This window comes from Streptomyces sp. CB01881 (assembly GCF_002953255.1).
Classification (GTDB): Bacteria; Actinomycetota; Actinomycetes; order Streptomycetales; family Streptomycetaceae; genus Kitasatospora.
In genome coordinates, this window is sequence record NZ_CP026498.1 from 7964166 (window position 1) to 7989183 (window position 25018).

The 25018-nt window shown below is 72.3% G+C and carries 26 protein-coding genes; 15 read left to right on the top strand and 11 right to left on the bottom strand.

All coding sequences use genetic code 11. The features are described 5' to 3' along the window. Positions 1–636 precede the first annotated feature (636 nt). Positions 637–786 carry a hypothetical protein gene (locus tag C2142_RS24820; protein ID WP_153882816.1) on the top strand — a complete coding sequence of 50 codons (150 nt, stop codon included), beginning with the start codon at positions 637–639 and terminating at the stop codon, positions 784–786. Between the two features lie 90 nt (positions 787–876). Here C2142_RS24820 and C2142_RS24825 read toward each other — a convergent pair whose 3' ends face one another. After that, entirely contained in the window at positions 877–1302 is a 426-nt protein-coding gene (locus C2142_RS24825; protein ID WP_148645013.1) for a hypothetical protein, read from the bottom strand. Between the two features lie 83 nt (positions 1303–1385). Further along, positions 1386–2156: a CDP-alcohol phosphatidyltransferase family protein gene (locus C2142_RS24830; RefSeq protein WP_241002756.1), complete on the bottom strand. Its 771-nt coding sequence runs from the start codon at positions 2154–2156 to the stop codon at positions 1386–1388. Positions 2157–2248: 92 nt separating this feature from the next. Here C2142_RS24830 and C2142_RS24835 point away from each other — a divergent pair, with 92 nt between their 5' ends. Further along, positions 2249–2665 carry a GNAT family N-acetyltransferase gene (locus C2142_RS24835; RefSeq protein ID WP_148645014.1) on the top strand — a complete coding sequence of 139 codons (417 nt, stop codon included), beginning with the start codon at positions 2249–2251 and terminating at the stop codon, positions 2663–2665. A gap of 60 nt (positions 2666–2725) precedes the next feature. On the opposite strand, the gene C2142_RS24840 is transcribed toward C2142_RS24835, so the two are convergent. Together C2142_RS24840 and C2142_RS24845 are read right to left on the bottom strand one after the other, a co-directional pair. After that, positions 2726–3421, bottom strand: coding sequence for a YidC/Oxa1 family membrane protein insertase (locus C2142_RS24840; protein WP_148645015.1), 696 nt, complete (start codon positions 3419–3421; stop codon positions 2726–2728). A 103-nt stretch (positions 3422–3524) separates the two neighbouring features. Next, on the bottom strand, positions 3525–3803 hold the full coding sequence (locus tag C2142_RS24845; protein ID WP_174315772.1) for a DUF6412 domain-containing protein: 279 nt from the start codon (positions 3801–3803) through the stop codon (positions 3525–3527). A 183-nt stretch (positions 3804–3986) separates the two neighbouring features. On the opposite strand from C2142_RS24845, the gene C2142_RS24850 reads away from it, so the two are divergent. Together C2142_RS24850 and C2142_RS24855 are read left to right on the top strand one after the other, a co-directional pair. Then, a complete protein-coding gene (locus C2142_RS24850) occupies positions 3987–4271 on the top strand; it encodes a type II toxin-antitoxin system prevent-host-death family antitoxin (protein WP_148645017.1) in 285 nt (94 codons plus the stop codon). Further along, entirely contained in the window at positions 4264–4686 is a 423-nt protein-coding gene (locus C2142_RS24855) for a type II toxin-antitoxin system VapC family toxin (protein WP_148645018.1), read from the top strand. Before C2142_RS24850 ends, C2142_RS24855 begins: the two co-directional genes overlap by 8 nt. Before the next feature lie 102 nt (positions 4687–4788). Here C2142_RS24855 and C2142_RS24860 read toward each other — a convergent pair whose 3' ends face one another. Together C2142_RS24860 and C2142_RS24865 are read right to left on the bottom strand one after the other, a co-directional pair. After that, positions 4789–5886, bottom strand: a complete 1098-nt coding sequence (locus C2142_RS24860) for a Gfo/Idh/MocA family oxidoreductase (RefSeq protein WP_148645019.1) — start codon at positions 5884–5886, stop codon at positions 4789–4791. 9 nt (positions 5887–5895) lie between these two features. After that, positions 5896–6549, bottom strand: a complete 654-nt coding sequence (locus C2142_RS24865) for a MarR family winged helix-turn-helix transcriptional regulator (protein ID WP_148645020.1) — start codon at positions 6547–6549, stop codon at positions 5896–5898. A gap of 355 nt (positions 6550–6904) precedes the next feature. On the opposite strand from C2142_RS24865, the gene C2142_RS24870 reads away from it, so the two are divergent. The 5 genes from C2142_RS24870 (at position 6905) to C2142_RS24890 (ending at position 12137) form a co-directional block, all read left to right on the top strand. After that, a complete protein-coding gene (locus C2142_RS24870; protein ID WP_148645021.1) occupies positions 6905–7462 on the top strand; it encodes a carboxymuconolactone decarboxylase family protein in 558 nt (185 codons plus the stop codon). Between the two features lie 316 nt (positions 7463–7778). Continuing rightward, the gene (locus C2142_RS24875; RefSeq protein WP_148645022.1) at positions 7779–8558 is read left to right on the top strand and encodes an HAD-IIA family hydrolase; all 780 of its coding nucleotides are present in this window, start codon (positions 7779–7781) and stop codon (positions 8556–8558) included. A gap of 101 nt (positions 8559–8659) precedes the next feature. Further along, complete coding sequence (locus C2142_RS24880; RefSeq protein WP_148645023.1) at positions 8660–9985, top strand: low temperature requirement protein A; 1326 nt, start codon at positions 8660–8662, stop codon at positions 9983–9985. A 185-nt stretch (positions 9986–10170) separates the two neighbouring features. Then, positions 10171–10848: a uracil-DNA glycosylase gene (locus tag C2142_RS24885; protein ID WP_148645882.1), complete on the top strand. Its 678-nt coding sequence runs from the start codon at positions 10171–10173 to the stop codon at positions 10846–10848. A 188-nt stretch (positions 10849–11036) separates the two neighbouring features. Beyond that, entirely contained in the window at positions 11037–12137 is a 1101-nt protein-coding gene (locus tag C2142_RS24890; protein ID WP_241002757.1) for a glycoside hydrolase family 6 protein, read from the top strand. Positions 12138–12229: 92 nt separating this feature from the next. Here C2142_RS24890 and C2142_RS24895 read toward each other — a convergent pair whose 3' ends face one another. From C2142_RS24895 to C2142_RS24910, 4 genes are all read right to left on the bottom strand, one after another. Further along, entirely contained in the window at positions 12230–14089 is a 1860-nt protein-coding gene (locus C2142_RS24895; RefSeq protein WP_148645884.1) for a galactose oxidase-like domain-containing protein, read from the bottom strand. Positions 14090–14192: 103 nt separating this feature from the next. Further along, the gene (locus tag C2142_RS24900; protein WP_148645024.1) at positions 14193–16250 is read right to left on the bottom strand and encodes a cellulose synthase catalytic subunit; all 2058 of its coding nucleotides are present in this window, start codon (positions 16248–16250) and stop codon (positions 14193–14195) included. A gap of 602 nt (positions 16251–16852) precedes the next feature. Next, on the bottom strand, positions 16853–17626 hold the full coding sequence (locus tag C2142_RS24905) for a 3-oxoacid CoA-transferase subunit B (protein ID WP_174315735.1): 774 nt from the start codon (positions 17624–17626) through the stop codon (positions 16853–16855). A gap of 4 nt (positions 17627–17630) precedes the next feature. Then, positions 17631–18392: a CoA transferase subunit A gene (locus C2142_RS24910; protein ID WP_148645025.1), complete on the bottom strand. Its 762-nt coding sequence runs from the start codon at positions 18390–18392 to the stop codon at positions 17631–17633. 306 nt (positions 18393–18698) lie between these two features. On the opposite strand from C2142_RS24910, the gene C2142_RS24915 reads away from it, so the two are divergent. Then, the gene (locus C2142_RS24915; RefSeq protein ID WP_148645026.1) at positions 18699–20015 is read left to right on the top strand and encodes a substrate-binding domain-containing protein; all 1317 of its coding nucleotides are present in this window, start codon (positions 18699–18701) and stop codon (positions 20013–20015) included. Between the two features lie 143 nt (positions 20016–20158). Continuing rightward, positions 20159–20860 (top strand): ABC transporter ATP-binding protein, encoded by a 702-nt coding sequence (locus tag C2142_RS24920; RefSeq protein ID WP_241002758.1) that lies wholly within the window; start codon positions 20159–20161, stop codon positions 20858–20860. 26 nt (positions 20861–20886) lie between these two features. On the opposite strand, the gene C2142_RS24925 is transcribed toward C2142_RS24920, so the two are convergent. Beyond that, positions 20887–21132, bottom strand: a complete 246-nt coding sequence (locus tag C2142_RS24925; RefSeq protein WP_206671050.1) for a hypothetical protein — start codon at positions 21130–21132, stop codon at positions 20887–20889. Between C2142_RS24925 and C2142_RS24930 the strand changes: the two genes are divergently transcribed. The 4 genes from C2142_RS24930 (at position 21103) to C2142_RS24945 (ending at position 24885) form a co-directional block, all read left to right on the top strand. Next, positions 21103–21867 carry an ABC transporter ATP-binding protein gene (locus tag C2142_RS24930; RefSeq protein WP_241002759.1) on the top strand — a complete coding sequence of 255 codons (765 nt, stop codon included), beginning with the start codon at positions 21103–21105 and terminating at the stop codon, positions 21865–21867. The two genes, C2142_RS24925 and C2142_RS24930, sit on opposite strands and share 30 nt — an antisense overlap. Then, a complete protein-coding gene (locus tag C2142_RS24935) occupies positions 21867–22733 on the top strand; it encodes a branched-chain amino acid ABC transporter permease (protein ID WP_148645027.1) in 867 nt (288 codons plus the stop codon). Before C2142_RS24930 ends, C2142_RS24935 begins: the two co-directional genes overlap by 1 nt. A gap of 167 nt (positions 22734–22900) precedes the next feature. Then, positions 22901–23983, top strand: coding sequence for a branched-chain amino acid ABC transporter permease (locus C2142_RS24940; protein ID WP_241002760.1), 1083 nt, complete (start codon positions 22901–22903; stop codon positions 23981–23983). Next, complete coding sequence (locus C2142_RS24945) at positions 23980–24885, top strand: alpha/beta hydrolase (RefSeq protein WP_241002761.1); 906 nt, start codon at positions 23980–23982, stop codon at positions 24883–24885. Before C2142_RS24940 ends, C2142_RS24945 begins: the two co-directional genes overlap by 4 nt. Positions 24886–25018 lie beyond the last annotated feature (133 nt).

The following is a 25018-nucleotide window of genomic DNA, read 5'->3' on the forward strand; positions in this document are numbered from 1 at the left end:
CACTGGGTCATGCAGTCCTCGCTGCTGTGCTCCCTGGCGGACAAGCACCGCTCGACCGTGTCGAAGATGGCCCGCAAGTACAAGGCCACCATCGACTCCCCGGCTGGGCCACGCAAGTGCCTCCAGGTCAGTCTCGCCCGTGCCCCGAGCAGCAGGCCACTGGTCGCCCGGTTCGGCGGAATCCCACTCCGACGCAGAAAGGACGCGGTCCTCAAAGACCGCGACCCCGCCCAAGCAGTCTCCGCGCCACGCCAACGCGAGCTGGTCAAAAGGCTGTTGGCCGGGTTCTGCGAGCTCTGCGGAGCGACCGACAACATCGCGGTCCACCAGATCCGCAAGCTCGCTGACCTCGACCTCTTCGGGCAGGGACAACCCAACTGGGCCGCCCTCATGGCCAGGAGACGGCGGAAGACCCTCGTGGTCTGTCCAACCTGCCATGACGGCATCCACGTTGACTGCGCAAACACACCTCACGGAAGTCACTGGAGAGCCCGTTGCGATTAACGTCGCACGACGGGTTCGGGAGGAGGCCGCTGGGAAAAGGACCAGCTCACGCGCTGGCACCTCGCCCGGCGGCCCACCTCACGCTGGACGCCGCCGCGTGAACCGCACCTCCACCCCGGCCCGGATGCCGCCGTGCTCGGTCTCCTGATCCTCGTCATCCTCGCGGCGGTCGTCGGCGCCGTCTGCCAGGTGCGGACCGACGCGCTCAACGCCGTCGACCGTGAGCAGGGCGGCAGGCACGACCGCCCCGCCAAGGTCGAGCGGCTCGGCATATCCTCCTGAACGACGAAGCAGCGGGTCGCGCCCCGTCCGGACCGGGCGCGACCGCTTCGACGGGGTGCGACATCGCATCGCCGGCCGCCGGGCTCACGGCTACGGACTCGTGTGCGGGCCGACCTTCCCGGTGAAGGGGAAGAGCGGATAGCCCTCGAAGCAGCCTCCGTCGGGCTGGATGTGGGGCCAGTTCATCCCCGCTCGGTACAGCGCCGTCAGCACGACGGCTGCGACCACCGGTGCCAGCAGCTCGACGGTCCGGCCGCCGGGGAGCGGGTGCCTGCCCAGGAGGGCCTGGAGCAGTGCGAGGGCGACGGTCATCGTCAGCCATACCGTCGGCACCGTCCCGAACTGCAGGCCGATGGTGTTGCTGACGTTGTTCCCGAGCGGGCAGTCGTTCCAGGCCCGGACCGTCATCCGGGTGCCGACGACCGCGCCGACGGCGGCCAGTGCGGGAGCGAGGAGGTACCGGCCGCAGCTGCCCCGGTCGGCGGCTGCGCGCTCCGGACGCTCTGATGTCTCCATGTCTCGTCCCCCCGGTTCCGGTGGCAGGGTGCCACCCGAACCGGTCACGCCGAGTGGGACCGTGCCGGTTCCTTCTCGACGGCTCAGCGCAGGCGCGAGGAGGAGAGGATCGACGCGAGGTGGGCGACGACCATGCCCCAGGTGATCACCGCGATGGCGGCGAGGGCGATCCGGGTCGGGCCGATGTTCCCGACCGCGGCGTCCGCGACCGCCGTGGCCAGCAGCACGAGCGAGGCCTCGATGCCGTTGGTCACCCGGTGGATCTTGAAGATCGAGGCGAGCCGGCGGGCCGTCGCGATGCCCTGCGAACGCGGCTGGGTCGACTCCTCGTCGGCCGGCAGGAGACCGCTGCGGGCCCGGGCCACGTCCACCAGGTCCGTCGACGCTTTGAGCAGTACCACGCCGAGCGCCGTCGCCAGCCCGACCGACACCCACAGCTCCGAGCCGCCACGCGCCGCCCGCACACCGGCCCCGATCATCAGCGCCGCGTCGGCCAGGTAGGCGCCGAGCCGGTCGACGTACACGCCGGCCGTGCTGAACTGCCGCTTCCACCGAGCCACCTCGCCGTCGACGCAGTCGAACAGCAGGAAGCCCTGGAACAGCACCGCCGCCAGCACCGCGCCCGTCAGCCCGGGGATCAGCAGGGCGGCCCCGGCGCCGACGCCGCAGACCACCATCACCCAGGTCAGGGTGTTCGGCGAGACGGACGTCCGCACCAGCTGCCGCGTCGTCCGCAGCGAGATCGCCCGCATGTACAGGCGGCCCGCCCAGTGCTCGCCGTTGCGGCTCTGCAGCTTGGCCTGCGGCTGGCAGACCTCCCGCAGCTCGGCCAACGCCGGGGCAGCGACCTTCACGAATTCCTCCACCTGTCCGGCCGGACCAGAACGATCAGCACAGGCTACGACCTGCCTTGACCGCTGCTCGGGCCGGGGCTTCGATTCCGGGTATGGAGATCCGCCGTGTTACCCGGGCCGCCGAGGTTCTGGCCGCCGGACACCTCTTCGACAGCCCCCCGCTGCCGGAGGCGACGGCACGCTTCCTCGCCGACGACCGCCACCACCTGCTGATCGCCTACGTCGACGGCGTCCCGGCGGGCATAGTCACCGGGGTCGAGATGACCCACCCGGACAAGGGCACCGAACTGTTCCTCTACGAGCTGGGCGTGGACGAGCCGTTCCGGGGCCGCGGCATCGGCCGGGCCCTGACGGCCGCGCTCGTGGAGCTGTCCCGCGAGCGCGGCTGCCACGGCCTGTGGACGGTGACCGAGGAGGAGAACACGGCCGCCCGCGCCACCTACCGCGGTGCGGGCGGCGAACCGGCGCCGGGCCATGCGGTGTACGTCTGGGACTTCGAGGAGTCCTGACCGGCGCACCGCCCGCCATGCGGTACCGGCGCACCCCGCCCGCCGGGCGGCGCCGGGGCCTCAGACCAGCGCGGGCATCGCCGGCACCTCGGAACCCCGGTGCAGCCAGGCGCGCTCGGCGGCCGACCAGGCGGACGTGGTCAGCAGGTAGACGGCGGCGGCCAGCGGCACCAGCGCGGCGAACAGCACCGTGCCGAAGGACAGGTACGGCAGGAACGACAGCCCGGGCTGCGCGGCCGGCTGCGGGGCGGCGGCCTGCGCCCGGCGGGCCCGCCGGAAGTTGACGTACCCCACCGCGGCCAGCCCCGCGTAGAGCACGCCGAAGACCACCCACTGCGCCACGTCCTGCGCGCCGCCCACGTGCAGGCCGAGCGGGACGCCGAACAGGGTGTGGCCGAGCAGGTCGTTCGGGGTGGTGAAGAGCCGGTACATCACCGAGAAGAAGGGGATCTGCACCAGCATCGGCAGGCAGCCGGCGAACGGCGAGGCCTTCTCCTCCTTGTACATCTCGGCGAGCGCGGCCTGGAGCTTCTCCGGCTTCCCCTTGTGCTTGCGGTTCAGCTCGGCGACCTTCGGCGCGAGCCGCGCGCGCGCCTTCTCGCCGCGCGCCGCCGCCCGGGCCAGCGGGTGCAGGGCGAGGCGGACGCAGACGGTGAACAGGACGATCGCCAGCGCGGTGGGCAGCAGCTGGGCGAGGGCGGCGACGACGTCGTGGGCCAGGCCGACGGCCGGGTCGAGGAGTGCGAAAAGGGACATGGTGGAGCGAGCCCTCCGGGGTCTCAGCGTCTCAGGACATGAGTGGTCTACGGAGGACGGCCGCGTTCAACGGCCCTGTTTTTCGAGGCAGGAGCAGGCGGAACTAGGCGGCCGTCAGGGCCGCCCCCGGCGCCCTGGGGCGTCGCCTGCCCCTGGCGTCCGGATCGCGCTGCGGGAGGAACGCCGTCCGGAACGCGTGCCTGCGCAGCGTCCCGTCCCGTACGGAGGCCGGTGCCCGCGCGCCGAGCAGCCGGGCGACGACCATCGTCCCCGCCACTGCCCCGGCCAGCAGCACCACGGCGGCCGCAGCCGCCACCGACGTCAGCGACCCGCCCTCGGCGAGCGCCTCCCCGGTCAGCACCCGGAGCAGCCCGAGCAGCATCGCGACGAACCCCACGGTGCGCTCCTCTCCGCTCTCTCCGGTGACCGGCATCGGCCGTTGACGACGATGGTACGGCCTCCGGGGCCCGCCGCGTGAGGGTCGTGGAGGAGGTCGTGGAAGAGGGGGCGCGGACCGGCTGCGCACGCCGTAGCCAGAGGTGCTACGCGGGGCTACCTTGGAGGGATGAAGACGATTACCCAGCGGGAGTTCCGGAACAACTCCGCCGCGGTGATGGATGCGGTGGAGGCGGGGGAGACCTTCCACATCACCAGGAACGGGGTCGAGGTCGCGGAGCTGCGGCCGGTGGCGGGGCGCCGGCGGCTCACCGCGGAGGAGCTGGTGGCGCGGCACGTGAAGCTGCCGCGGGTCGACTACCAGCAGATGCGCAAGGAGGCCGAGGAGTACTTCGGTCCCGAGGAACTGGTCGGGGGCGCGGACGACGACCCCTTCGAGCGGCGGCGTGGCTGAGCGGCGCAGGGCGTCCCGGCGGCGGCCGGCCGGGGTACTGGACACCTGTGTCTACATCGACCTGGCGCTGCTCAACCCGGCCGATCTGCCGGCCGTGCCCGAGCTGACCGCGATCACCTTCGCCGAGTTGCAGCAGGGCGTCTCGATGGCGCGCGACCCGATCAGCCGGGCGGCGCGGCTGGAGGTGCTGGGGGCGGCGATGGCGGACTTCGACCCGCTGCCGTTCGACGCGGCGGCCGCCGCCCGGTACGGGACGCTGGTCACGCTGACCATCGCCGCCGGCCGTCAGCCACGCCCACGCCGGATCGACCTGATGATCGCCGCCGTCGCCTCCGCGCACGGGCTGCCGCTCTACACCCGCAACGTCGCGGACTTCCGCGGGCTGAGCTCGGCGGTGGAGATCATCGGCATCTGACCGGGGACGTCAGCCGGGGGCGACGGCCCCGCACCGTCCTGCTCGACCCGGTCGGCGGCCTGCCCGGCTCTCCGGGGCCCGGACCCCGGGGAGCCGGGGCTCTCAGCCCAGCCGGACGGTCGTGCCCGTGGCGGCCGAGGTGCGGGCGGCCTCCAGCACGGCGAGGGTGGCGACGGCGTCGCGCGGGTCGACCGGGGGCGGGGTACCGGGATCGGCCAGGGCGGCGGCGACGCCCGCGTAGAAGGCGGGGTAGTCGCCCGGGTCGGTGGGGATCGGCGTGGCGGACTCGTCGGTGCCCAGGGTGCCGTAGAGGGCGGGCTCGTCGGATCCCCAGGGGCGGGTGCCGTCCGGCCGGTGGCCGGCGCGCAGGTCCGCCTCCTGCGGGTCCATGCCGGACTTCACGTAGCCGGCGGTGTCGCCGAGCACCCGCAGCCGGGGGCCGGCCAGCGGGGTGATGGCGCTGGTCCACAGGTGCGAGCGGGTGCCGGAGGCGTGGGTGAGTGCGAGGAAGGCGTCGTCGTCGACCACTGCGCCGTCCCGGCGGACGTCGATCTCCGCGTACACGGTCTCCACCGGGCCGAACAGGGTGAGTGCCTGGTCAACCAGGTGACTGCCCAGGTCGTACAGGGTGCCGCCGACCTCGGCGGGGTCGGCCAGTTCGCGCCAGCCTGCCTTGGGCTTGGGCCGGAACCGCTCGAAACGGGACTCGAAGCGGTGCACCCGGCCGAGCGCGCCCTCGCGGACCAGGCGGGCGGCGGTGAGGAAGTCGCCGTCCCAGCGGCGGTTCTGGAAGACGGAGAGCAGGACGCCGCTGGACTCGGCCAGCGTGCAGAGCTCCAGCGCGTCGTCGGCGGTGGCGGCCAGCGGCTTGTCGACGACGGTGGCCAGCCCGGCGCGCAGCGCGGCCCGGGCGAGCGGGACGTGGGTGCGGTTGGGGGAGGCGATGACGACCAGGTCGAGCGCGTCCGGGTCGGAGAGCAGCTGCTCGGGGGTGTCCACGGCGCGGGCGCCGGGGTGTTCCCGGTGCAGCTGCTCGCGGCGGTCGGGGTTGGCGGTGACCACCGCGTCCAGCCGGAGCCCGGGGGTGGTGGCGATCAGCGGGGCGTGGAAGGCGGAGCCGGCCAGGCCGTAGCCGATCAGGCCGACGCGGCAGGGGCCGTCGTGGTGGCGGGGCGGGCGCGGGGACGAGGAGGGGCTCATGCGCCCTACTCAATCACGCGGTGTCTGGTTGGTCCCGGTATCGGACGGCGGCTCGGGGAACACCGCCTGCTCGTGGTCGGGGCAGTCGAGCCGTAGCCGGCCGTCGCCGAACGGGGCGTCGACGAAGGCGCAGTGGTGCGGTTCGCGCGGGTTCTCGGGGTGGGCGTCGGGCCGGTAGAAGCGGCAGGTGACGCAGGTGCGGGAGACCGGGATGGCCTGGTGCTGCTGGAGCACCCGGATCATCGTCGTGGCGCCGCGCAGCATGGCCGCGACGGTGTCGTCGCCGAGGGCGTCGAGTGCCTCGCGCAGTGGCGGCGGTACGACGGTGAGCCGTTCGGCCTCGGCGCGGCCGGCCTCGGTGAGGGTCAGGGTGACGGCCCGGGTGTCGGCGCGGTCGCGTTGACGGTCCACCAGTTCCTTGGCTGCCAGGGCGCGTACGGCGTCGCTGACGGTGGGGGCGGTGGAGGCGAGTGCGGTGACGATCTCGCCCTGGCGGCGCGGCCGGGGGTCGCCGGCGAGGTGGAGCAGGATGTCGGCCTGGAGCGGGGTGAGCCTGGTCGGGCCGCTGTTGTGCCAGGTGCTCAGCCGGACCGCCTGGCCGAGCCTGGTCAGCCCGATCAGCAACTGCTCGCTCGGGGACAGCCCCGGCAGTGGATCTGCCATCCGAACCCGGCCTCCTCGGCGCGTTGCTGTGCCGGCTCTCGCCGGCCTCCGTCGGTCCCCGCCGGTTCTCCGTCGGTCTCCTGCCGGTTCTCCGTCGGCGCTCCGTCGGCATCCGGCTCTTGCATTCTAGGCAGTGCCAACTATATTTGGCACTGCCAACGGACTGTTGGCAGTGCCAATCATCGGCGCGCGGCTGCGGCTGCGGCTGCAGCGTGGGGTTCGGCTCGCTGCGGCTGTGCTGCGGCTTCAACCACGGCGCCCGGTGGTCGGCCGTCCGTCAGCTCTGCCTGCACCTCTGCCGTCTGACCCTGCCGGCGCCTTCGCCGGCCACTTCCCATCGAAACGGAGCACAGCCATGCCTCGACTCGGCACCGTCAACCCCGACACCGCCGAACCCGCCGCCAAGGCCCTCCTCGACAAGGTCGAGCGGGCCCTCGGCGTGACGCCCAACATGATGCGGGCGATGGCCACCTCACCCGCCGTCCTCGACGGGTACCTGTCCTTCAGCGGCTCGCTCGCCAAGGGGACGCTCGGCGCGGCCCTCCGCGAGCAGATCGCGCTGGTCACCGCCGTCGAGAACTCCTGCGACTACTGCTACGCCGCCCACCACGTGCTCGGCGCCAAGGCGGGCGTCAGCCCGGCCGACCTCGCCTCCGGCGGGCACGCGCAGGCGGCGGACCCCAAGGCGGCGGCCGCCCTGCGGTTCGCCCGTGCGGTGATCCGCAGCAAGGGCTTCGTCTCCGACGAGGAGATCGACATCGTACGGGCGGCCGGCTACGGCGACGGCGAGATCGGCGAGATCGTCGGCGCGGTCGCACTGAACACCTTCACCAACTACTTCAACTCGGTCGGCCGCACCGAGATCGACTTCCCGGTCGTCGCCCTGCCCGAGTCCGAGGTCGCGACTGCGTGACCGCTGCACGTCGCCGCGCCGCCCCCGGGGTCCAGGGGACGGCGCGGCGGTGCGTCGGCGTAGTGGCGTGGTGGCGTGGCGGTCGGTCAGAGCGGAGGGGCCGTTTCGGTGGGCGGGACATACTGCCGTCGGCCTGGTGTGCGGATTAGGCTGTGCCCCGTTGGGGCAGCCAGCAGTACCCCCGGCGGTCCGGTGTCCCGAGGAGGGTCCGGCCGGTGGGAGGCGCAACGGTGACGGCGGTGCGCCGCAGATTCCGTACGACCATCGCTAGACGTTGCAAGAGCAAGACCCTTGCAAGACTTCGGGAGACACGCACGTGGCAGACCGCAAGCCCATCGAGTCCTGGCTGACCGACATGGACGGCGTCCTCATCCACGAGGGCACGCCGATCCCCGGCGCGGAGGAGTTCCTGCGCCGGCTGCGGGAGTCCGGCAAGCCGTTCCTGGTGCTGACCAACAACTCGATCTACACCCCGCGCGACCTCAGCGCCCGCCTGGCCGGCATGGGCCTGGAGGTGCCGGAGGAGTGCATCTGGACCTCCGCCCTGGCCACCGCCAAGTTCCTCAAGGGCCAGCGCCCGGGTGGCACCGCGTACGTGATCGGTGAGGCGGGCCTCACCACCGCGCTGTACCAGGCCGGTTACGTGCTGACGGACAACAACCCGGACTACGTCGTCCTCGGCGAGACCCGCACCTACAGCTTCGAGGCGCTCACCAAGGCGATCCGCCTGATCAACCAGGGCGCCCGCTTCATCTGCACCAACCCGGACGAGACCGGCCCGTCCACCGAGGGCGTGCTGCCGGCCACCGGTTCGGTCGCGGCCCTGATCACCAAGGCGACCGGCGTCGAGCCGTACTTCGTCGGCAAGCCCAACCCGCTGATGATGCGCGAGGCGCTGAACACGGCGGGCGCCCACTCGGAGACCGCCGTCATGATCGGCGACCGGATGGACACCGACATCGTGGCGGGCATGGAGGCCGGCATGGAGACCATCCTGGTGCTCACCGGTCTGACCGCCGCGGCCGACGTGGAGCGCTTCCCGTACCGGCCGACCCGGGTGGTCAACTCGGTCGCGGACCTGGTGGAGCTGGTCTAGCCTCTCCACAGCTCGTTCTCCGGGCCCTGCCCTGGCCGTCGGCCGGGGTGGGGCCCGCGTGTTCGGTCAGCTGTTGCGTGTGCGGAGGAGGGGAGGGGCGGATGAGCACGACGGCGGAGTCCGGCGAGCAGTCCACGGGGGCGTCCTCGGAGGAGTCCAACGGGGAGTCCAACGGGGAGGCCGCCGAGCAGGCTCCGGAGCGGTTCACCGAGCGGTTCACCGAGCAGTTCACCGACGAGAAACGGGTCACGTGGGCGGAGCTCTACTTCGACCTGGTCTTCGTCTTCGCGATCACCCAGGTGTCCGGCCTGCTGCACCACCACCACGACTGGACCGGCGTCGTGCGGGCCCTCGTGGTGTTCGTGCCGGTCTACTGGTGCTGGGTCGGCACCACCGTGCAGGCCAACATCCGCGACGTGGACACCCCGCGGGACCGGATGGGCATCCTCGCCGTCGGCCTGGCCGGCCTCTTCATGGCGCTGGCGGTGCCCGGCGCCTACGAGGGCCGGGGCGTGCTGCTGGGCGCCGGGTACTGGGCGGCCCGGGTGGTGCTGCTGGTGCTGCTGATCCGCGTTCCGGGCGTCTGGCGCGGGCCGTACGGCGTGGGGGTGCTGGTCAGCGGACCGCTGCTGCTGGTGGGCGGGCTGCTGCCGGACGGGCCGCGGCTGGTGCTCTGGGCGCTGGCGGCGCTCTGCGACCTGTCCGGACCGGTCCTGTTCCGCAACCGGCTGGCCAGGGTGTCGTACAACCCGTCGCACATGCCGGAGCGGTTCGCCCTGTTCCTGCTGGTGGCGCTCGGCGAGTCGATCGTCGGGATCGGCGCCACGGCCGCCGGGGCCCGGCTCGACGCCGCTGAACTGGTCGCGGTGGCCGCGGCGTTCACCATCTCCTGCGGGCTCTGGTGGCAGTACTTCGTCTACGCGGCGGACGCCATGCGGCACGCCGTCGCCGTCGCGGACTCCCGCCGGGACGTGATCCGCCGGGTCTTCCAGTACGGGCACCTGGCACTGGTGGCCGGGGTGATCGCGGTCGCGGTCGGCTTCGGCGAGACGGTGGCCGACCCGCGGCGGGCGCTCGGTGCGGGCTCGGTGGCGCTGCTGTACGGGGGGTGCGGGCTCTACCTGCTGACCTTCGGCTACACGCGGTGGATGATGTTCCGCGCGGTGTCGACGACGCGGATCGTGGCGGCGGTGGTGGTGCTCGGGCTGGCCCCGGTGATGGTGCGGCTGCCGGCGATCGCGGTGCTGGTGACGCTGGCGGTGCTGCTGGTGGCGCTGAACGTGGTCGAGCACGTGAGGGTGGAGCGGGCGGCCGTCCGCTCTGCCGAGGCGGCCCCGGCGACCCCGGTGACCGAGGCGGCTCCGGCGATCCCGGCGGCCCCGGTGACTGAGGCGATCCCGGCGGCCCCGGTGGCTCCGGCGGAGTGAAGTGTCAGTCGGGCTGTGTAGCGTTCGGTGTGGAAAGAGGGCGTGCGGCGCAAGGTCGTGGTGCGTCCGAGGTCGGGGCGGTGCGGCGGTGAGCGGCCGTCCGGTGGGAGGTTGATGTCGTGACGGACACGGTCGAGGCGGGCGTGGGCGAGGCTGGAGCGGTCGAGGTCGGCGCGGGTTCCGGGCTGGAGCTGCCCGAGTCCTGGCGCGGGGTGCTGGGCGGCGAGACGGAGAAGCCGTACTTCGCCGAGCTGGCGGCCTTCGTGGCGGCCGAGCGCGCGGAGCACCAGATCTTCCCGCCGAGCGGGCAGGAGTTCTCCGCGCTGGAGGCCACCCCGTACGAGAAGGTCCGCGTGCTCGTCCTCGGCCAGGACCCGTACCACGACGACGGCCAGGCCCACGGCATGAGCTTCTCCGTGCTGCCGGGCACCAAGACGCCGCCGTCGCTGCGCAACATCTTCAAGGAGCTGGACGCCGACCTCGGCATTCCGGCCCCGGACAACGGCTACCTGATGCACTGGGCCGAGCAGGGCGTGCTGCTGCTCAACGCGGTGCTCACGGTGCGCGCGCACGAGGCGAACTCGCACAAGGCCAAGGGCTGGGAGAAGTTCACCGACGCGGTGATCAAGGCGGTGAGCGCGCGCGAGGAGCCGGTGGTCTTCGTGCTCTGGGGCAACTACGCGAAGAAGAAGCTGCCGCTGATCGACACCTCCAAGCACGTGGTGGTCCAGGGCGCGCACCCGTCGCCGCTCTCGGCCAAGCTGTTCTTCGGCAGCCGGCCGTTCTCCCAGATCAACGAGGCGCTGGACGGCTTCGGCGTCGACCCGATCGACTGGCAGGTGCCGAACCTGAAGCAGGGCTGACCGTACGCCGACCGCAACCGCGTCGGGCTGACGCTTCGTCTGCCCGCCGTCGCTGCCCACTGTTCACCGGCCTCGGCTGCCGGCCGGTACCCGGTGTGCGAAGCTGGGTGCCGGCCGGGTCGCCGGACCGGGTCTGGGAGGGGCGGTACGTGCGCCGGGTAGGGCGAGGAGCAGGGTTCCGGCTGGCTGTGGGGGCAGCACTGCTGGGGCTGGTGACGGGCGTTGCCGGGTGCAACGGCGGTGGTGCGTCAGGGGGTTCGGGCGGCGGTTCCGGTACGGGCGCGGCGCCCGCGTCCACCGGGGCCGGTGCGGCGGGCGGCGCGGGTTCGACCGGCTCGGGGGGTACGGCCGGTTCGGCGGGCTCGGGGGGCGCCGCTTCCGGCGGGGCGTCCGCCGCCGGGCTCGCCCAGCCGCCCGGGCAGACCTTCTACGTCTCCGACCAGACCACGGCCGTCCAGCAGCTCGTCGCCCTGCGCGGCCAGAGCCGGACGGCCGAGGCCGACACGCTGCTGAAGATTGCCGCCCAGCCGTCCTCGCAGTGGCTCGGCGACCAGGCGGCCAAGGGCATCGTCGAGCAGGTGGGCCGCCGGGCCGCCGCCGTGGACCGCACGCCCGTGTTCGTCGTCTACAACATCCCGCACCGTGACTGCGGCCAGTACTCGGCCGGCGGTGCGTCGGACGCCGCCGCCTACCGCTCCTGGATCAGCGGCTTGGCGGAGGCGCTGGGCGACCGCAGGGCGTGGGTGGTGCTGGAGCCGGACGCCGTGGCGCACACCCTCGACTCCTGCGGGGTGAAGGGCGCGTCCGCCGCCGAGCGGTACGGCCTGCTGGCCTTCGCCGTACAGGAGTTGAAGAAGCGCCCGCAGGTGCGTGTCTACCTGGACGCGGGCAACCCGGGCTGGGCGCAGGACCCGTCGGCGATGGCCGACGCGCTGCGGAAGTCCGGCGTCGCGGTGGCGGACGGCTTCGCGGTCAACGTCTCCAACTTCTACGGGACCGACCGGAGCGCGGCGTACGGTACGGAGCTCTCCACCGCGTTGGGCGGGAAGCACTTCGTGATCGACACCAGCCGCAACGGCAACGGCCCGCTCAGCGGCGACGCCTGGTGCAACCCGCCCGGCCGCGCCCTCGGCGAACCGCCCACCACCGAGACCGGCAAGGCCGGCGTCGACGCCTACCTCTGGATCAAGAACCCCGGCGAGTCCGACGGCGAGTGCGGCCGCGGCGAGCCCCGGGCGGGCGAGTTCTGGCTGCCGTACGCCCTGGGGCTGGCGCGCGGGGGCGCCTGACCCGTCCGGGCCGGCGGTACGGCGCCGGCGGTACGGCGCCGGCGGGGCGGCGCCTTCGGGGCGGGCCGTGCGCTCACCCGGGGCCGGGTCGGCTACGGGGTCACCTTGATCCAGCGGGCCACCGACGGGGTGCCGGAGCCGTCCGTCACGAACAGCATGTACCAGCCCGGCGGTAGCAGGTTCGGGTTGCCGGGCAGGGTGAGCGCGACGCCGCCGTCCGAGCGCGCGCCGACGTCCAGGGCGACCGACCGCTGCTCGACGTCGGTCGCGTGGGTGACCGAACTCGGCCGGACCAGCTTGGCGGTGACCACCCCGTCCGGCCTGGGGGACTTCACCGTGACGGTCGTGCCGAGCCTCGCGGCGGCCGGCGCGTCGGTCAGCTGCGGGCGCTCGCCGTGGAACAGGTACGGCGGCGTGTAGATCTCGATCCGCTGCTCGAAGGTGCCCGGCTCGGTGTCGGCCTTGTCGGCGAAGAGCGGGTTGGAGCCGAGGACGACCACCCGGCCGTCCGGCAGCAGCAGCGCCTCGGAGTGATAGTCCCGTCCGACGGTCGGCTCGGCGGCGGTGGTGAAGGTGTTGGTGTCCGGGTGGTAGACCTGCGCCTTGAGCAGGTCGCTCTTGTGCTTGCCCCGGTAGTCGCTGGAACCGCCGGTGGTGAACACGGTGTCGTCGGGCAGGATCACGCTGTTGAGGTAGCGGGTGCCGCCGGCCGGCAGGTCCGGGCCCGGGGCGAAGACCGGCTTGGCGGCGGAGAGGTCGGCGATGTCGGTGCGGGCGGTGGAGAGCGGAGACTCGCCGACGCCCCCGCCGCCGAGCACCATCACCTTCTGCGCCTGGGCGGGCGGCAGCAGCACCGAGGACGAGGTCTCCGTGAGGGCGGGGTCGCGAAGCCCCGGCACCTGCTGGAAGCTGTTGTCCTTCAAGTCCCAGAGCCCTGGTTCGCGGCCCTTGTCCGCCGGGCCGTAGCCCGCGTTGGAACCGGAGTAGAAGAGCTTGCCGGAGGCGGTCAGGAAGATCGACGGGTAGGTGGGGAAGTAGCGGTCGGGCGCTTTGGACCAGTTCTTGTCCGCCGGGTCGTAGATCTCGTTGTCGTTGCCGCTGAGGATCTGCCCCGTGTCGTCCAGCCCCGAGACGGTGACCACCCGCCCGTCCCCCAGCCCGGTGAGGGTCGGGTACCAGCGCGCGTACGCCATGTCGGTGACCCGCTCGTAGAGCTCGGTGTCCGGGTTGAACTCGAAGGCGGCGCGGATGCCCTGGAAGTCCTGCTTCTCCAGTGTCATGCGGTCGGCCATGCCGTAGAGGTTCCGGGCCTCGGCGCCGCTCAGGCCCTTGATCGCGTACTGGGCGGGGGAGTTGTCGACGTACCCGGTGCCCTGCGCCACCGCCTCCACGAAGACGTGTTGCTCGCTGGCCTTCACGACGGTCCGGTCGCCGCCGCCGGTCTTCACCGCGGCCGGAACGGTCACCTCGGCGGTGGACACGTACTCGCGGCCGTTCGGCGCCGTGAACACGGTGCCCTTCGGGAAGGTCCGGGCCGCGTCCGGGTTCTCGTTGCGCACCCGCATGGTGCCCGCCGCCTTCTTCACCGCACCGTCCAGCGCCTCGTAGCGCTGGGTGCCGCCGGCCACCAGCAGTCGCCCGTCGGGCAGCGCGGTGTGGCCTCCGCAGAACATGTCCGCCGGGGTCGGGACCAGCTTGTACGTGTTCCTGGCCGGGTCCCAGAGCACGCTCTTGAAGCTGCCCGCGTCGAAGCTGCGCTGGTCGTTGCCGGAGCCGGCGATGATCAGCACCTTTCCGGTGCGCAGGAGGCTGGCATGGATGGCGTTGACCCGGAACTCGGCGGGGAGGACGAAGGTCTGCCAGTGGCCGTACTCGGCCTTGTACTCGGGACGGTTGATCACGTAGTCGTGGTACTGCGCGTTGGCGAAGCCGAGCACGGCCGGTGCGTTCATCCCGGCGACGGTCAGCGCGACCGTGCTGCCGAGGGCGAACCGCCTGGTACGGCCGGCGTTGCGGATCTTCACGGTGCTTGTCCCCTCCTGCTGCGGGTGCGGGTCAGCGTGTGCTGGTGGGCGCCGGGACGGTTCCGGCGCGGCCCTGGGGCGGGACGACCGCTGCGGCGGTGGGTGTCGGTGCCGTCGCTGTGGCCGGTGAAGTCGTTGCGATTGCGGTTGCGGCCGCCGTTGCCGTCGTCGCTGTCGTCGCGGCGCCGGTGACCGAGAGGGTGGACGTCGGCCGGGCCCGGTGGCGCCGGACGGCGTCGGCGGCCAGCACGAGGATCGGCAGCATGCTGAGGAGGAACGCCAGGCAGGCCCAGGTGCGCATGGCGACGTGATCGTGGCCGGTGAAGAAGGAGGCGGTGACCGCGCCGCCGAACACCAGCGCCCAGAACAGGTGGATCCGGAACGTCGCCAACCGGTCGGGGCTGGCCGAGTCGCCCTTCGGTGTCACCACGAAGCGACTGCGGAGGCGAAGCACCGCTTGCAGAAACGATGCTGCATAGATCGGCCCGCAGAGGGCCGACATCACCATGCCCGCCACCCCGGACGACCCGGCCGGCTCGTGCGGGCTCACGTTGTGCTTCCGGTTCCAGGTGTAGAGCAGCACCTGGAGGGCGGCCGCGTCGCTGTACAACATCATCCAGATCTCGGACGACACGTGGACGCCCGACGCCCCGAATCCCAGGTAGAGCACGCTCGACACCCCGCCGAGCAGCCAGGTCAGCGCCGCCATCGGGTAGAAGCAGACCATCAGCGTGTAGTTGAGCAGCCGGCCGGGCGACAGCCTCCAGGCCGCCCGCCAGTACTGGGTGAGGAGGGTTTCGTAGGTGCCCCGGCTCCACCGCAGCTGCTGGGAGAAGAAGTCGGTCCAGGACGACGGCCCCTCGCCGACCGCCAGCACGTCCGGCGTGTAGACCGACGTCCAGCGCGCGCCGGTGGCCGGGTTCCGGCGGCGGTGGAACTCCAGGCCGGTCGCCATGTCCTCGGTGATCGAGTCGTACAGCCCGCCGATCGACTGCAGTGCGCTGATCCGCACGGCGTTGTTGGTGCCGACGAACATCGGTGCGCCGTAACGGTTCCCGGCCCGCTGGATCAGCGCGTGGAAGAGGAACTGCTGGCTCTCCGAGAACTTGGTGACCGCCGAACCGGAGCTGCGGTAGTTCCCGTACACCTGCGGCCCGACCACGAACGCGACGTCCGGGTCACGGAAGTAGCCGAGCATCCGCTCGCAGAACTCGGGCAGCGGGACGTGGTCGGTGTCCACCGAGACCCAGAAGTCGTAGCCGCCGCCGTGGGCCTGGAGCCAGCTGTTGTAGTTGCCGTGCTTGGTCTTGGCGCGAAACCGGCCCTTGGACTGGTTCCACTGCTTGATCCCGCGCCGGCTGAAGTGCCGCGCGCCCAGCTCGGAGCAGAGCGCGCGCATGGCAGGATCGTTTCCCTCGTCGAGCAGCCAGACGTCGTACGGGCCGTCGTGCCGGACGGCCAGGGCGGCGGTGAGCGTGGTGCGCACCATCTCCGGCGGCTCCTTGCCCGGCACGCAGGTGGTGATGAACGCGACCCGGGTGCCCGCCTGCGGCGTGACCGGGACGGGATCGCGGGCGACCAGGGTGGCGTGGGCGTTCGAGACGACGTTGACCAGCCGGAACACCTCGACCACCGCGATGATCCCGATCATCACCTTGTCGCCGAGCAGCAGCCAGGCGTGCGTCTCGCCCGGCCGGACCGGCCAGTGGTCCGGGAGCAGCAGCCAGACCAGGAGCACCGCCTCGACCAGCGGCGCGGTCAGCAGGAGGAGCGCCGCCCGGATCCGGTGCGGCTCGCGGCGCAGCAGGCTGCGGTACCGGACGCGGTAGGGCGCCGGCGCGGCGGCTGCTTCGGGGGAGTGGTGGTACTGCGGGAAGGCGTGGTCCGGTGGGTCGGGCGTGGTGGCCGGGCCGGCCAGGCGGCTGAAGTGGGCGTAGTCGTACGGGGCTTCGGGGACCGGTATGGAGCGCAGGTCGGCCTCGACCGCGCTGTGCGGGGCGGTCCCCGCCGGGGCGGGTGTGCCTGGGGCAGGTGTTTCCGGGGCGGTTCGGAACTGGGCGTCCGTCTGTCGTGAGAACAGCTTGATCATGTGTGGCTCCCCCCGTGGCCGGCCGCGTGGCCCGGCCGGTTCGTGCGTGCTCCGACCGGGGGTGTACGGACATGGGAGTCCCGCGCTGCGACCTGCGCGCAGGGACCGACCGCTCCCCCCGGAGCCTTGCCTTCGAAGCAGAACACCGCCCGGCGAACCGCGCTGCATCCAGGCGGTTTCCGGGCCGTCAATCAGTAAAACGTGTACGATCGATTTTGTTGTGTGGCTGCGCTGCTACCTCGAATGCAGGGTCCCGCATTGCTCCCCGGACTCCCCTCCGGGGGTGCGGAACCCTTGGCTTCCCCAACTCTCCCGGAGCGAAGGCGTGATCGCAACCGATCCGGGAAATGATCATTGCGCAAGCATGAAGATATGACGGTTCCCGGCCATTCGGGTCGTCGATGGTGCTATTGGGCGGATTCACGTGTCCGGCATTCCGGGTCGGTCGAAAGAATGCGCGAAGGCCGGACCGCCGCGCAGGCAGTCCGGCCTTCGCGCCCTTGTCTCCTCGGCAGGTGGCGTTCGGGGTGGGCGCTTCTCGGGGCGGGCGCTTCTCTCGGGGCGGGTGTCGCGCCGGGCGGCTGCTGCTCGGGGCGTCGCCCTCAGCCGGCTCGCCGAAGGCGCGGCCCGGTCGCCGCCTGGACCTCCTCGACCCCCACCCCCGGGGCCGTCTCCACCAGACGCAGTCCGTCCGGCGTGACGTCGATGACCGCGAGGTCGGTGACGATGCGGTCGACAACCCGTCGGCCGGTCGCCGGAAGTGAGAGCTCGTCGACGATCTTCGGTGAACCGTCCCTCGCGGTGTGCTCCATGACGACGATCAGCCGCCGCGCGCCGTGCACCAGGTCCATGGCGCCGCCCATGCCCTTGACCATCTTGCCCGGGATCATCCAGTTGGCGAGGTCCCCGGCGGCCGAGACCTGCATCGCCCCCAGGACCGAGACGTCGATCCGGCCCGCCCGGATCATGCCGAAGGAGAAGGCGGAGTCGAAGTACGAGGCCCCGGCAGCGACCGTCACGGTCTCCTTGCCCGCGTTGATCAGATCGGGGTGCTCGGTTCCGTCCTCGGGGAACGGGCCGACGCCGAGGATGCCGTTCTCGGAGTGGAGCACCACATGGACGCCGGGCGGAAGGTGATTGGGGATCAGGGTCGGCAGTCCGATGCCCAGGTTGACGTACTGGCCGTTGCGCAGCTCCCGGGCGGCCCGCGCGGCGAGCGCGTTCCGGGGGTCGGGCGCGTTTCCGGGGCCGACCGCGTTCCTCGGGGCGAGTGGGGCGGGCGCATCGGCGGGTCGGGCAGGCGCCTCGGCGGACCTCTCCGTGGCCGGCCTGGTGGACATCCCGGTGGACATGCGAGTGGAGATCTCGGCGGGCATCGGGTCAGGCCTCCTGGAGTGCGGTGCGAACGGTCCGGCGCTCGATGCGGCGGTCTGCGGGGTCGGCGGCGACCACCCGGTCGACGTAGACGCCGGGGAGGTGGACGGCGTCCGGGCCCAGCGCGCCCGGCTCGACGATCCGGTCCGCCTCGACCAGGGTGATCCGGCCGGCCGCCGCGCAGAGCGGGTTGAAGTTGCGGGCGGCGGCGTGGAAGACGCAGTTGCCGTGCCGGTCCGCCACTTCGGCGCGTACCAGCGCGAAGTCGGCGGTGATGGCCTCCTCCAGCAGGTAGCGGCGGCCGCCGAACTCCCGGACCTCCTTCGGTGGTGAGGCCAGCGGCACCGAGCCGTCCGCCCCGTACCGCCAGGGCAGCCCGCCCTCCTCGACCTGGGTGCCGACCCCGGCCGGGGTGAAGAACGCCGGGATGCCGGCGCCGCCGGCCCGCAGCCGCTCGGCGAGGGTGCCCTGCGGCGTGAGCTCCACCTCCAGCTCGCCGGAGAGGTACTGACGGGCGAACTCCTTGTTCTCGCCGACGTACGAGGAGGTCATCCTGGCGATCCGCCCGGCGCGCAACAGCAGGCCGAGCCCCCAGTCGTCCACCCCGCAGTTGTTGGACACCACCCGCAGGCCGGTGGTGTCCGTGGCGGCCAGGGCGCCGATCAGGGTGCTGGGGATGCCGCAGAGACCGAAGCCTCCGACGGCCAGCACCGCTCCGTCGGGGATGTCCCCGACCGCGGCGGCGGCGGAGTCCAGGACCTTGTCCAAGGGGTCACCTCGTGAGGGGGTGTGGGTGAACGGAGGGGCGGGTGGAGGAAAGGGGAGGGCCTCGTTCCCCCACCACCGTCGCCGCGCACGGCCCGCCCGTGCCATGGCGGGCTCCGCCACGCACGTACACGCACACATGGCGACAGGCCACACCGGATGGACGTCGGGGGGCCACCGGCTCGGTGGTATGGCGGCCGCAGCCATATCCGGGCGGGCTGATGCGTCGTCCGGGCACATGTCGCAGCCTTCACGCCACACCTACGGTTCCGGCATCCACCCCCGCAGCACTCTCAGGAGTCGGTCACCATGCGCAGCTCGACAGCCCTCACCAGGACCGCCTCCGGTGCCCCCACGGATGCAGCCGCAACCGAGGCCGTGGCCCCGGCTGCGGGACCGGCCCGCACGGCGGCCGCCGGACCGGCCCGCAGACTCGCCGCGATCGCCGCCTGCGCCCTCCTGGCGGCCGGCTGCGCCAAGGCGGGCACGGCGGGGACCGCCGCTGCGGACGGTGGCGGCTCCAAGAGCCCGGTCAAGGTCGGCCTGGTGTACTCCAAGACCGGGCCGCTGGCCGCGTACGGCAAGCAGTACCTGGAGGGCTTCAAGGCCGGCCTGAACTACGCGACCAAGGGCACCGGCGCGGTCGACGGGCACAAGATCGAGTTCGAGGAGCAGGACGACGCGGGCGACCCGGCCAAGGCGGTGTCGGCCGCCAAGGACCTGATCGGCAAGGGCCACAAGATCCTGGCCGGCTCCACCGCCTCGGGTGTCGCCCTCCAGGTCGGCCCGATCGCAGCCCAGAACAAGGTGCTGTTCATCAGCGGCCCGGCCGCCGCCGACAAGGTCACCGGGTTGAACAAGTACACCTTCCGTTCCGGCCGCCAGTCCTACCAGGACATCAGGACCGCGGCCTCGTTCATCGGTGATGCCAAGGGCAGGAAGGTCACCGTGCTCGCTCAGGACAACGCCTTCGGGCAGGCCAACGTGGCCGCCGTGAAGGCGGTGCTCGGCGCCCAGGGCGCCACGGTCGAGGCGGTGCTCGCGCCCCCGAGCGCGACCGACCTGACCCCGTTCGCCACCCAGGCCAAGACCGCCAAGCCCGACCTGTTGTTCGTCGCCTGGGCCGGCGACACCTCGTCCGCCCTGTGGACGGCGCTGAACCAGCAGGACGTGTTCGCCGAGACCAAGGTCGTCACCGGCCTCGACCTCGCCGCCTCCTACCCGCTCTTCGGAGCGGCGGGCGAGAAGATCTCCTTCCTGAACCACTATTTCGGCGGGGCCGCCGGCACCCCGGTGGAGAAGGCCATGGACGAGGCCGTCACCGCCGGCGGCGGCAAGTCCGACATCTTCACTCCGGACGGCTTCACCGCCGCCCAGATGATCGTGCACGCGATCGAGGCCAACCACGGCTCGGCCGACGACACTTCGGCGCTGGTGAAGTCGCTGGAGGGTTGGAGCTTCGACGGGGTGAAGGGCCGGGCCACGGTGCGTGCCGAGGACCACGCCCTGCTCCAGCCGATGTTCCAGGTCCGGCTGACCGGCACCGGCGCCGCCGCCAAGCCGTCCGTGGAGAAGACGCTGACCGCGGACGAGGCGGCGCCCCCGGTCACCCCGATGGCGGGCTGATCCCGGTGACCGGTCCTGCTCCGTCCGCGATGGGCACGCCCCGGCCCGCCCGGGCCACGGTTTCGCCTCCCGGGGCCGCACCTTCGGCCGCCACGGCCCCGCCGGTGCTGCGGCTCACCGGCCTGGGCTGGTCCGTTCGCGGTGTGCCGATCGTTGAAGACGTCTCCTTCTCGGTGGGGGAAGGCGAGTTCATCGCCTTCATCGGACCCAACGGTGCCGGTAAGACCTCCCTCTTCAACCTGATCTCCGGGATCTACCCGGCGAGCCACGGCACCCTCGAACTCGACGGCGCCGACATCACCGCCGAGGCCGTTCACGCCAGGGCACGCCGAGGGCTCGGCCGCACCTTCCAGACCTCCTCCCTCTGGCCGGGCATGACGGTGGCCGACCACGTCCGCCTGGCCGCGCAGGCAGCGGCCGGGCCGCGGGCCTCGTACCGGATCTGGCGCCGCGCCGACCGCTACGCGGACCAGGTGGACCGGACCCTGGAGCGCACCGAACTCGCGCACCGGGCCGACACCTTGGCGAGCGCCCTTTCCCACGGTGAGAAGCGCAAACTCGAACTTGCCGTCCTGCTCGTCTCCGACCCGCGGCTGATCCTGCTGGACGAGCCGATGGCCGGGGTGAGTGCGGAGGAGGTGCCGGCCCTCACCGAGCTGATCCGCTCGGTGCACCGCGACCTCGGCCGCACCGTACTGATGGTGGAGCACCACATGGACGTCCTGCTCGGCCTGGCCGACCGCCTGGCCGTGATGCACCACGGCACGCTGCTCGCGCTGGACACCCCTGAGGCAGTGATGGCGGACGCCACCGTGCAACAGGCCTACCTGGGCGAGGCGCTGTGACCGACTCTCCTGTCCATGCCTCCTCCTCAGGCGTTGCTGCCGGCGTGCCGGACAGTGCCGCTGATGCCGCTGATGCCGCTGATGCCGCGGATGCCGCCGGTTCCGCGGATGTCGCCGGGGCCGGTGCGTCCGGCCTCATCGGTGCGTCGGGTGCGCGCGGTGCGTCCCGTGCGCCCGGTGCGTCCGATCCATCCGGTGCGTCGGCTCCTGGCGGGGCCCTCCTCTCCGTTCGCGATCTGCGGGTGGTCATCAACGGGCTGCACATCCTGCACGGGGTCGACTTCGACGTGGCGCCGACCGGGGTCACCGCGCTGCTGGGGCGCAACGGCGCCGGCAAGACCACCACGGTCAAGGCCGTGATGGGCCTGGTGCCGCGCACCGGCAGCGTCCTGTTCGCAGGTACCGAACTCTCCTCTCTGCCCACGCACCTCGTGGTCCGTCAGGGTATCGGGTACGCCCCCGAGGACCGTGGGATCTTCGCGGGCCTCACCGTCGCCGAGAACCTTCGGTTGGCCGAACGGGACCGTGATGCCGAGCCCGCCTATCACCTCGTTCATGAACTCTTTCCCGAACTCAAGCAGAGGGCGGCCCAGTTGGCGGGGACGCTCTCGGGTGGCCAGCAGCAGATGGTGGCCATCGGCCGAACCCTGCTCAACCGCAACCGGCTGATCATCGCCGACGAGCCCACCAAGGGCCTGGCGCCGAAGATCGTCGCCGAGGTGGCCGACGTGCTGGCGCGCGCGGCCGAGGCCGTGCCAGTCCTCCTGGTCGAGCAGAACCTCGCCCTCGTTCGCCGGCTGGCCGGCACCTGTGCCGTGCTGGCCGACGGTCGCACCGCCCACCGGGGCGACACCGCCGAACTGCTGGCCGACGAGGAGGCCGCCCGCCGACTGCTGGGCGTCGGCGGCCGCCGACCGGGAGCCGGAGCCGGTCCCGCGGTGACCGGTTCCGCAGTCGTCGGTCAGGCGCCTCCCGGCCCTGCTGTCACCACGGAGGTGAACCCCTGATGGACACGATCGTCCTCCTCACCTGTACCGGTCTCGGTCTGGGTGCGTTGTACTTCCTGGTGGCCTCCGGTCTCTCGCTGATCTTCGGTCTGATGGACGTGCTCAACTTCGCTCACGGCGCCCTGCTCTCCATCGGCGCCTATGCCACCTGGTGGGCCGGCACCGAGGCCGGCTTCCCCTTCTGGCTCTCCGTGCCGTTCGGCACGCTGGTCGGGACGGCCGCCGCCGTCCTGCTGGAGCTCTTCCTGATCCGGCCGCTCTACAGCCGGCCGCGCGACCAGATCCTCGCGACCGTCGGCGTCGGGCTGGCCGTGCCCGCTCTCCTGATGGGCATCTGGGGCGCGGACGCCCGCCCCTTCCCGCAGCCGGAGCTGCTCTCCGGCACCTGGCACCTGCTCGGCGCGACCGTCCCGGTCAACCGCTTCGTGCTGGTGGCCGCGGCGGCCCTGGTGCTGTTCGTTCTCCGGGTGTTCCTCGCCCGTACCCGCTACGGGCTGATCGTCCGCGCCGGCGTCGAGGACCGGGCGATGGTCACGGCGCTCGGCATCGACGTCCGCAGGGCGTTCACCCTCGTCTTCGCCATCGGTGGCGCCGCCGCCGCTCTCGGCGGTGCCCTCGGCGGCCTCTACTTCGGCTCGGTCAACCCCGGTCAGGGGACCAGCCTGCTCATCTTCGCCTTTGTTGTTGTCGTCATGGGCGGCATGGGCTCCGTCACCGGGGCCGCCGTGGCCTCGGTGTGCGTCGGCCTCGTCCAGCAGTTCGCCAACTACTACACCGCTGCAGGGCTCGGCGACCTGTCGGTCGTCGTCCTGCTGGCCGTCCTCCTCCTCGTACGACCCCGCGGACTCACCGGGAGGCTCGCGTGAGCACCAACACCCCCACCACGAGCACCGGTGGCACCGCGGCCGACCGCACTGCCGCCACTTCAGCAGGGACCACTGACACCGGCCCTGCCGGGAGACATTCTGGACGGACGGGCGAGGCCGGCGCCATCCCTCGAACAGGTGAATCAATCACTGAGAGCTCGACAGTGGTGCACAGAGCGCTACGCTGGTGGCCGATCGCCCTGCTGATCCTGCTCCTTGTCGCCCCATACAGTGCGCTTCCCCTCCCGGGACTGCTCGACGGCCCGCTCGGCAGCCCCGGAAGCCTCCAACTCATCGCCCTGTGCCTGCTCTACGGGGGCCTCGCCACCGGGTACGACCTCCTGCTCGGCCGTACCGGACTGCTCTCCTTCGGCCACGCGCTCTACTTCGCGACCGGCCTCTACGCCACCAACCTCGGCATGCTGGAGCTCCGACTCCCCTTCGCCGCCGCGGCGCTCTTCGGCGTCTCCTGTGCCGTCGTGCTGGCCCTGCTGCTCGGCTCGGTCAGCCTCCGCGTCACGGGCATCGGGTTCTCCATGGTCACCCTCGCCTTCGCACAGGCCGGCTCGATCCTCGTCCAACGCAACCCGGGCGGCATCACCGGTGGTGAGGAGGGCCGGTCGGCGCCCGCCGACCAACTGCCCTCCGCCTTCCTGGGCATCGAGAACACCGCCAACCTCTACTGGATCGCCGTCGCCTACCTGGTGCTCACCCTGGCCGCGGTCCACTGGGCCGTCGCCTCCCCGGCCGGGCGGGTCTGGGAGGGCATCAAGGAGAACGAGCGCCGGGTCGAGGTGCTCGGACTCCGCCCCTACGGCTACAAGTTGATCGCCTTCGTCCTCGCCGGAGCCCTGGCCGCGGTGGGCGGGGTGGTCTACCTCCTGCTGACCGGTGGGGCCACGCCGCAGGCCGCCACATCGGACGCCACGCTCTCACTGCTGGTCATGGTCGTTCTCGGCGGCTCCGGCACGCGCTGGGGCCCGCTGTTCGGCGGCGTCATCTACACCTGGGCCGGCCACCGGCTCGGCGACCTCGCCAACTCCGAGGCCGTCGCCGGCCTGCCCGCGGTCCTGCGCGTCCCGCTGTCCCAGCCGCTCTTCCTGCTGGGCGGCCTCTTCGTCGCCGTGGTCTACCTGCTGCCCGGCGGCCTGGCTAGACTGCCTGCCCGCATCCGCGCCGCCCGCTCGGCCCGGGCCGCCGGCCATGCCGGTGCCCCCGGCGTCCGCCCTTCAGGAGGTAGCCCCGCGTGAGCCAGTCACTTCCGCAGCCCGAGCAGCTGACGATTCCCGTTCCCGGTGGGGACCTGGCCGTGCTCCGCTGGCCGGCCACCGTGCCCGGGGCTCCGACCGTCGTGGCGGTACACGGCATCACCGCCAACGGACTCGCCTGGTTCGAGGTGGCCCGCAGGCTTGCCGGCCGGGCCACGCTGCTCGCGCCCGACCTGCGCGGCCGGGGGGCCAGCCGGGCCGTGAGCGGCCCGTACGGCCTGGCCCGGCACGCGGACGACGTGGCCGCCCTGATCACCGAGCTCGGCCTGGGGCCGACGGTGGTCGTCGGGCACTCCATGGGCGCCTGGATCACGGCGCTGACGGCAGTGCGGCATCCCGGGCTGGTCAGCCGGGTCGTCCTGGTCGACGGGGCGGTCAGCTTCCCGCTGCCGGAGGGCGTCCGGGAGGAGGACGCGCTGGCCGCGGTGCTCGGCCCCGCGCTGGCACGGCTGTCGATGACCTTCCCGGATCGCGCCGCCTACCGCGCGTTCTGGCAGCAGCACCCGGCGTTCAACGCCGACTGGTCGGCGGAGATCGACGCCTACACCCAGCGTGATCTGGTCGGTGTCGAGCCCGAGATGCGCTCCTCCTGCGTACTGGAGGCCGTGCAGACCGACGGCGCACAGGTCCTGCTGGACCAGGACGCGGCCGCCGCGGTGCACCGGCTGCCCTGCCCCGGTGAACTGCTGTGGGCGGAACGCGGCCTGCTCGACGAGCCGCAGGGCCTCTACGACGACAAGCGGATCGAGTTGGCAGGGCTGGACCCGGCCCGCGTGGCGGTGGCACCGGTGCCGGACACCAACCACTACTCGATCCTCTGGGGCCGGGCCGGCGTCGAGGCCGTCGTGCAGCGCCTGCTCGGCACCGGGCCCACCGCCGGGTAACGGCCGCTGCAACGGGCCGGTCGGCGGCGCGAGAGGTCACCGCCGCGCCGGCCGGCCCGCCCCGGCCACGCTCGACAGCGGGAGCTGCCCACGCGCTGCGTTGCTCTCGCGGCGCATTGCTCCTGCCGGGCCT

Bases quoted from the DNA above. Each gene is read 5' to 3' on its own strand.
- C2142_RS24825 (WP_148645013.1), bottom strand. From the start codon at position 1,302: ATGGAGACATCAGAGCGTCCGGAGCGCGCAGCCGCCGACCGGGGCAGC.
- C2142_RS24835 (WP_148645014.1), top strand. From the start codon at position 2,249: ATGGAGATCCGCCGTGTTACCCGGGCCGCCGAGGTTCTGGCCGCCGGA.
- C2142_RS24840 (WP_148645015.1), bottom strand. From the start codon at position 3,421: ATGTCCCTTTTCGCACTCCTCGACCCGGCCGTCGGCCTGGCCCACGAC.
- C2142_RS24845 (WP_174315772.1), bottom strand. From the start codon at position 3,803: ATGCTGCTCGGGCTGCTCCGGGTGCTGACCGGGGAGGCGCTCGCCGAG.
- C2142_RS24850 (WP_148645017.1), top strand. From the start codon at position 3,987: ATGAAGACGATTACCCAGCGGGAGTTCCGGAACAACTCCGCCGCGGTG.
- C2142_RS24860 (WP_148645019.1), bottom strand. From the start codon at position 5,886: ATGAGCCCCTCCTCGTCCCCGCGCCCGCCCCGCCACCACGACGGCCCC.
- C2142_RS24865 (WP_148645020.1), bottom strand. From the start codon at position 6,549: ATGGCAGATCCACTGCCGGGGCTGTCCCCGAGCGAGCAGTTGCTGATC.
- C2142_RS24870 (WP_148645021.1), top strand. From the start codon at position 6,905: ATGCCTCGACTCGGCACCGTCAACCCCGACACCGCCGAACCCGCCGCC.
- C2142_RS24880 (WP_148645023.1), top strand. From the start codon at position 8,660: ATGAGCACGACGGCGGAGTCCGGCGAGCAGTCCACGGGGGCGTCCTCG.
- C2142_RS24895 (WP_148645884.1), bottom strand. From the start codon at position 14,089: ATGAACGCACCGGCCGTGCTCGGCTTCGCCAACGCGCAGTACCACGAC.
- C2142_RS24900 (WP_148645024.1), bottom strand. From the start codon at position 16,250: ATGATCAAGCTGTTCTCACGACAGACGGACGCCCAGTTCCGAACCGCC.
- C2142_RS24905 (WP_174315735.1), bottom strand. From the start codon at position 17,626: ATGCCCGCCGAGATCTCCACTCGCATGTCCACCGGGATGTCCACCAGG.
- C2142_RS24915 (WP_148645026.1), top strand. From the start codon at position 18,699: ATGCGCAGCTCGACAGCCCTCACCAGGACCGCCTCCGGTGCCCCCACG.
- C2142_RS24935 (WP_148645027.1), top strand. From the start codon at position 21,867: ATGGACACGATCGTCCTCCTCACCTGTACCGGTCTCGGTCTGGGTGCG.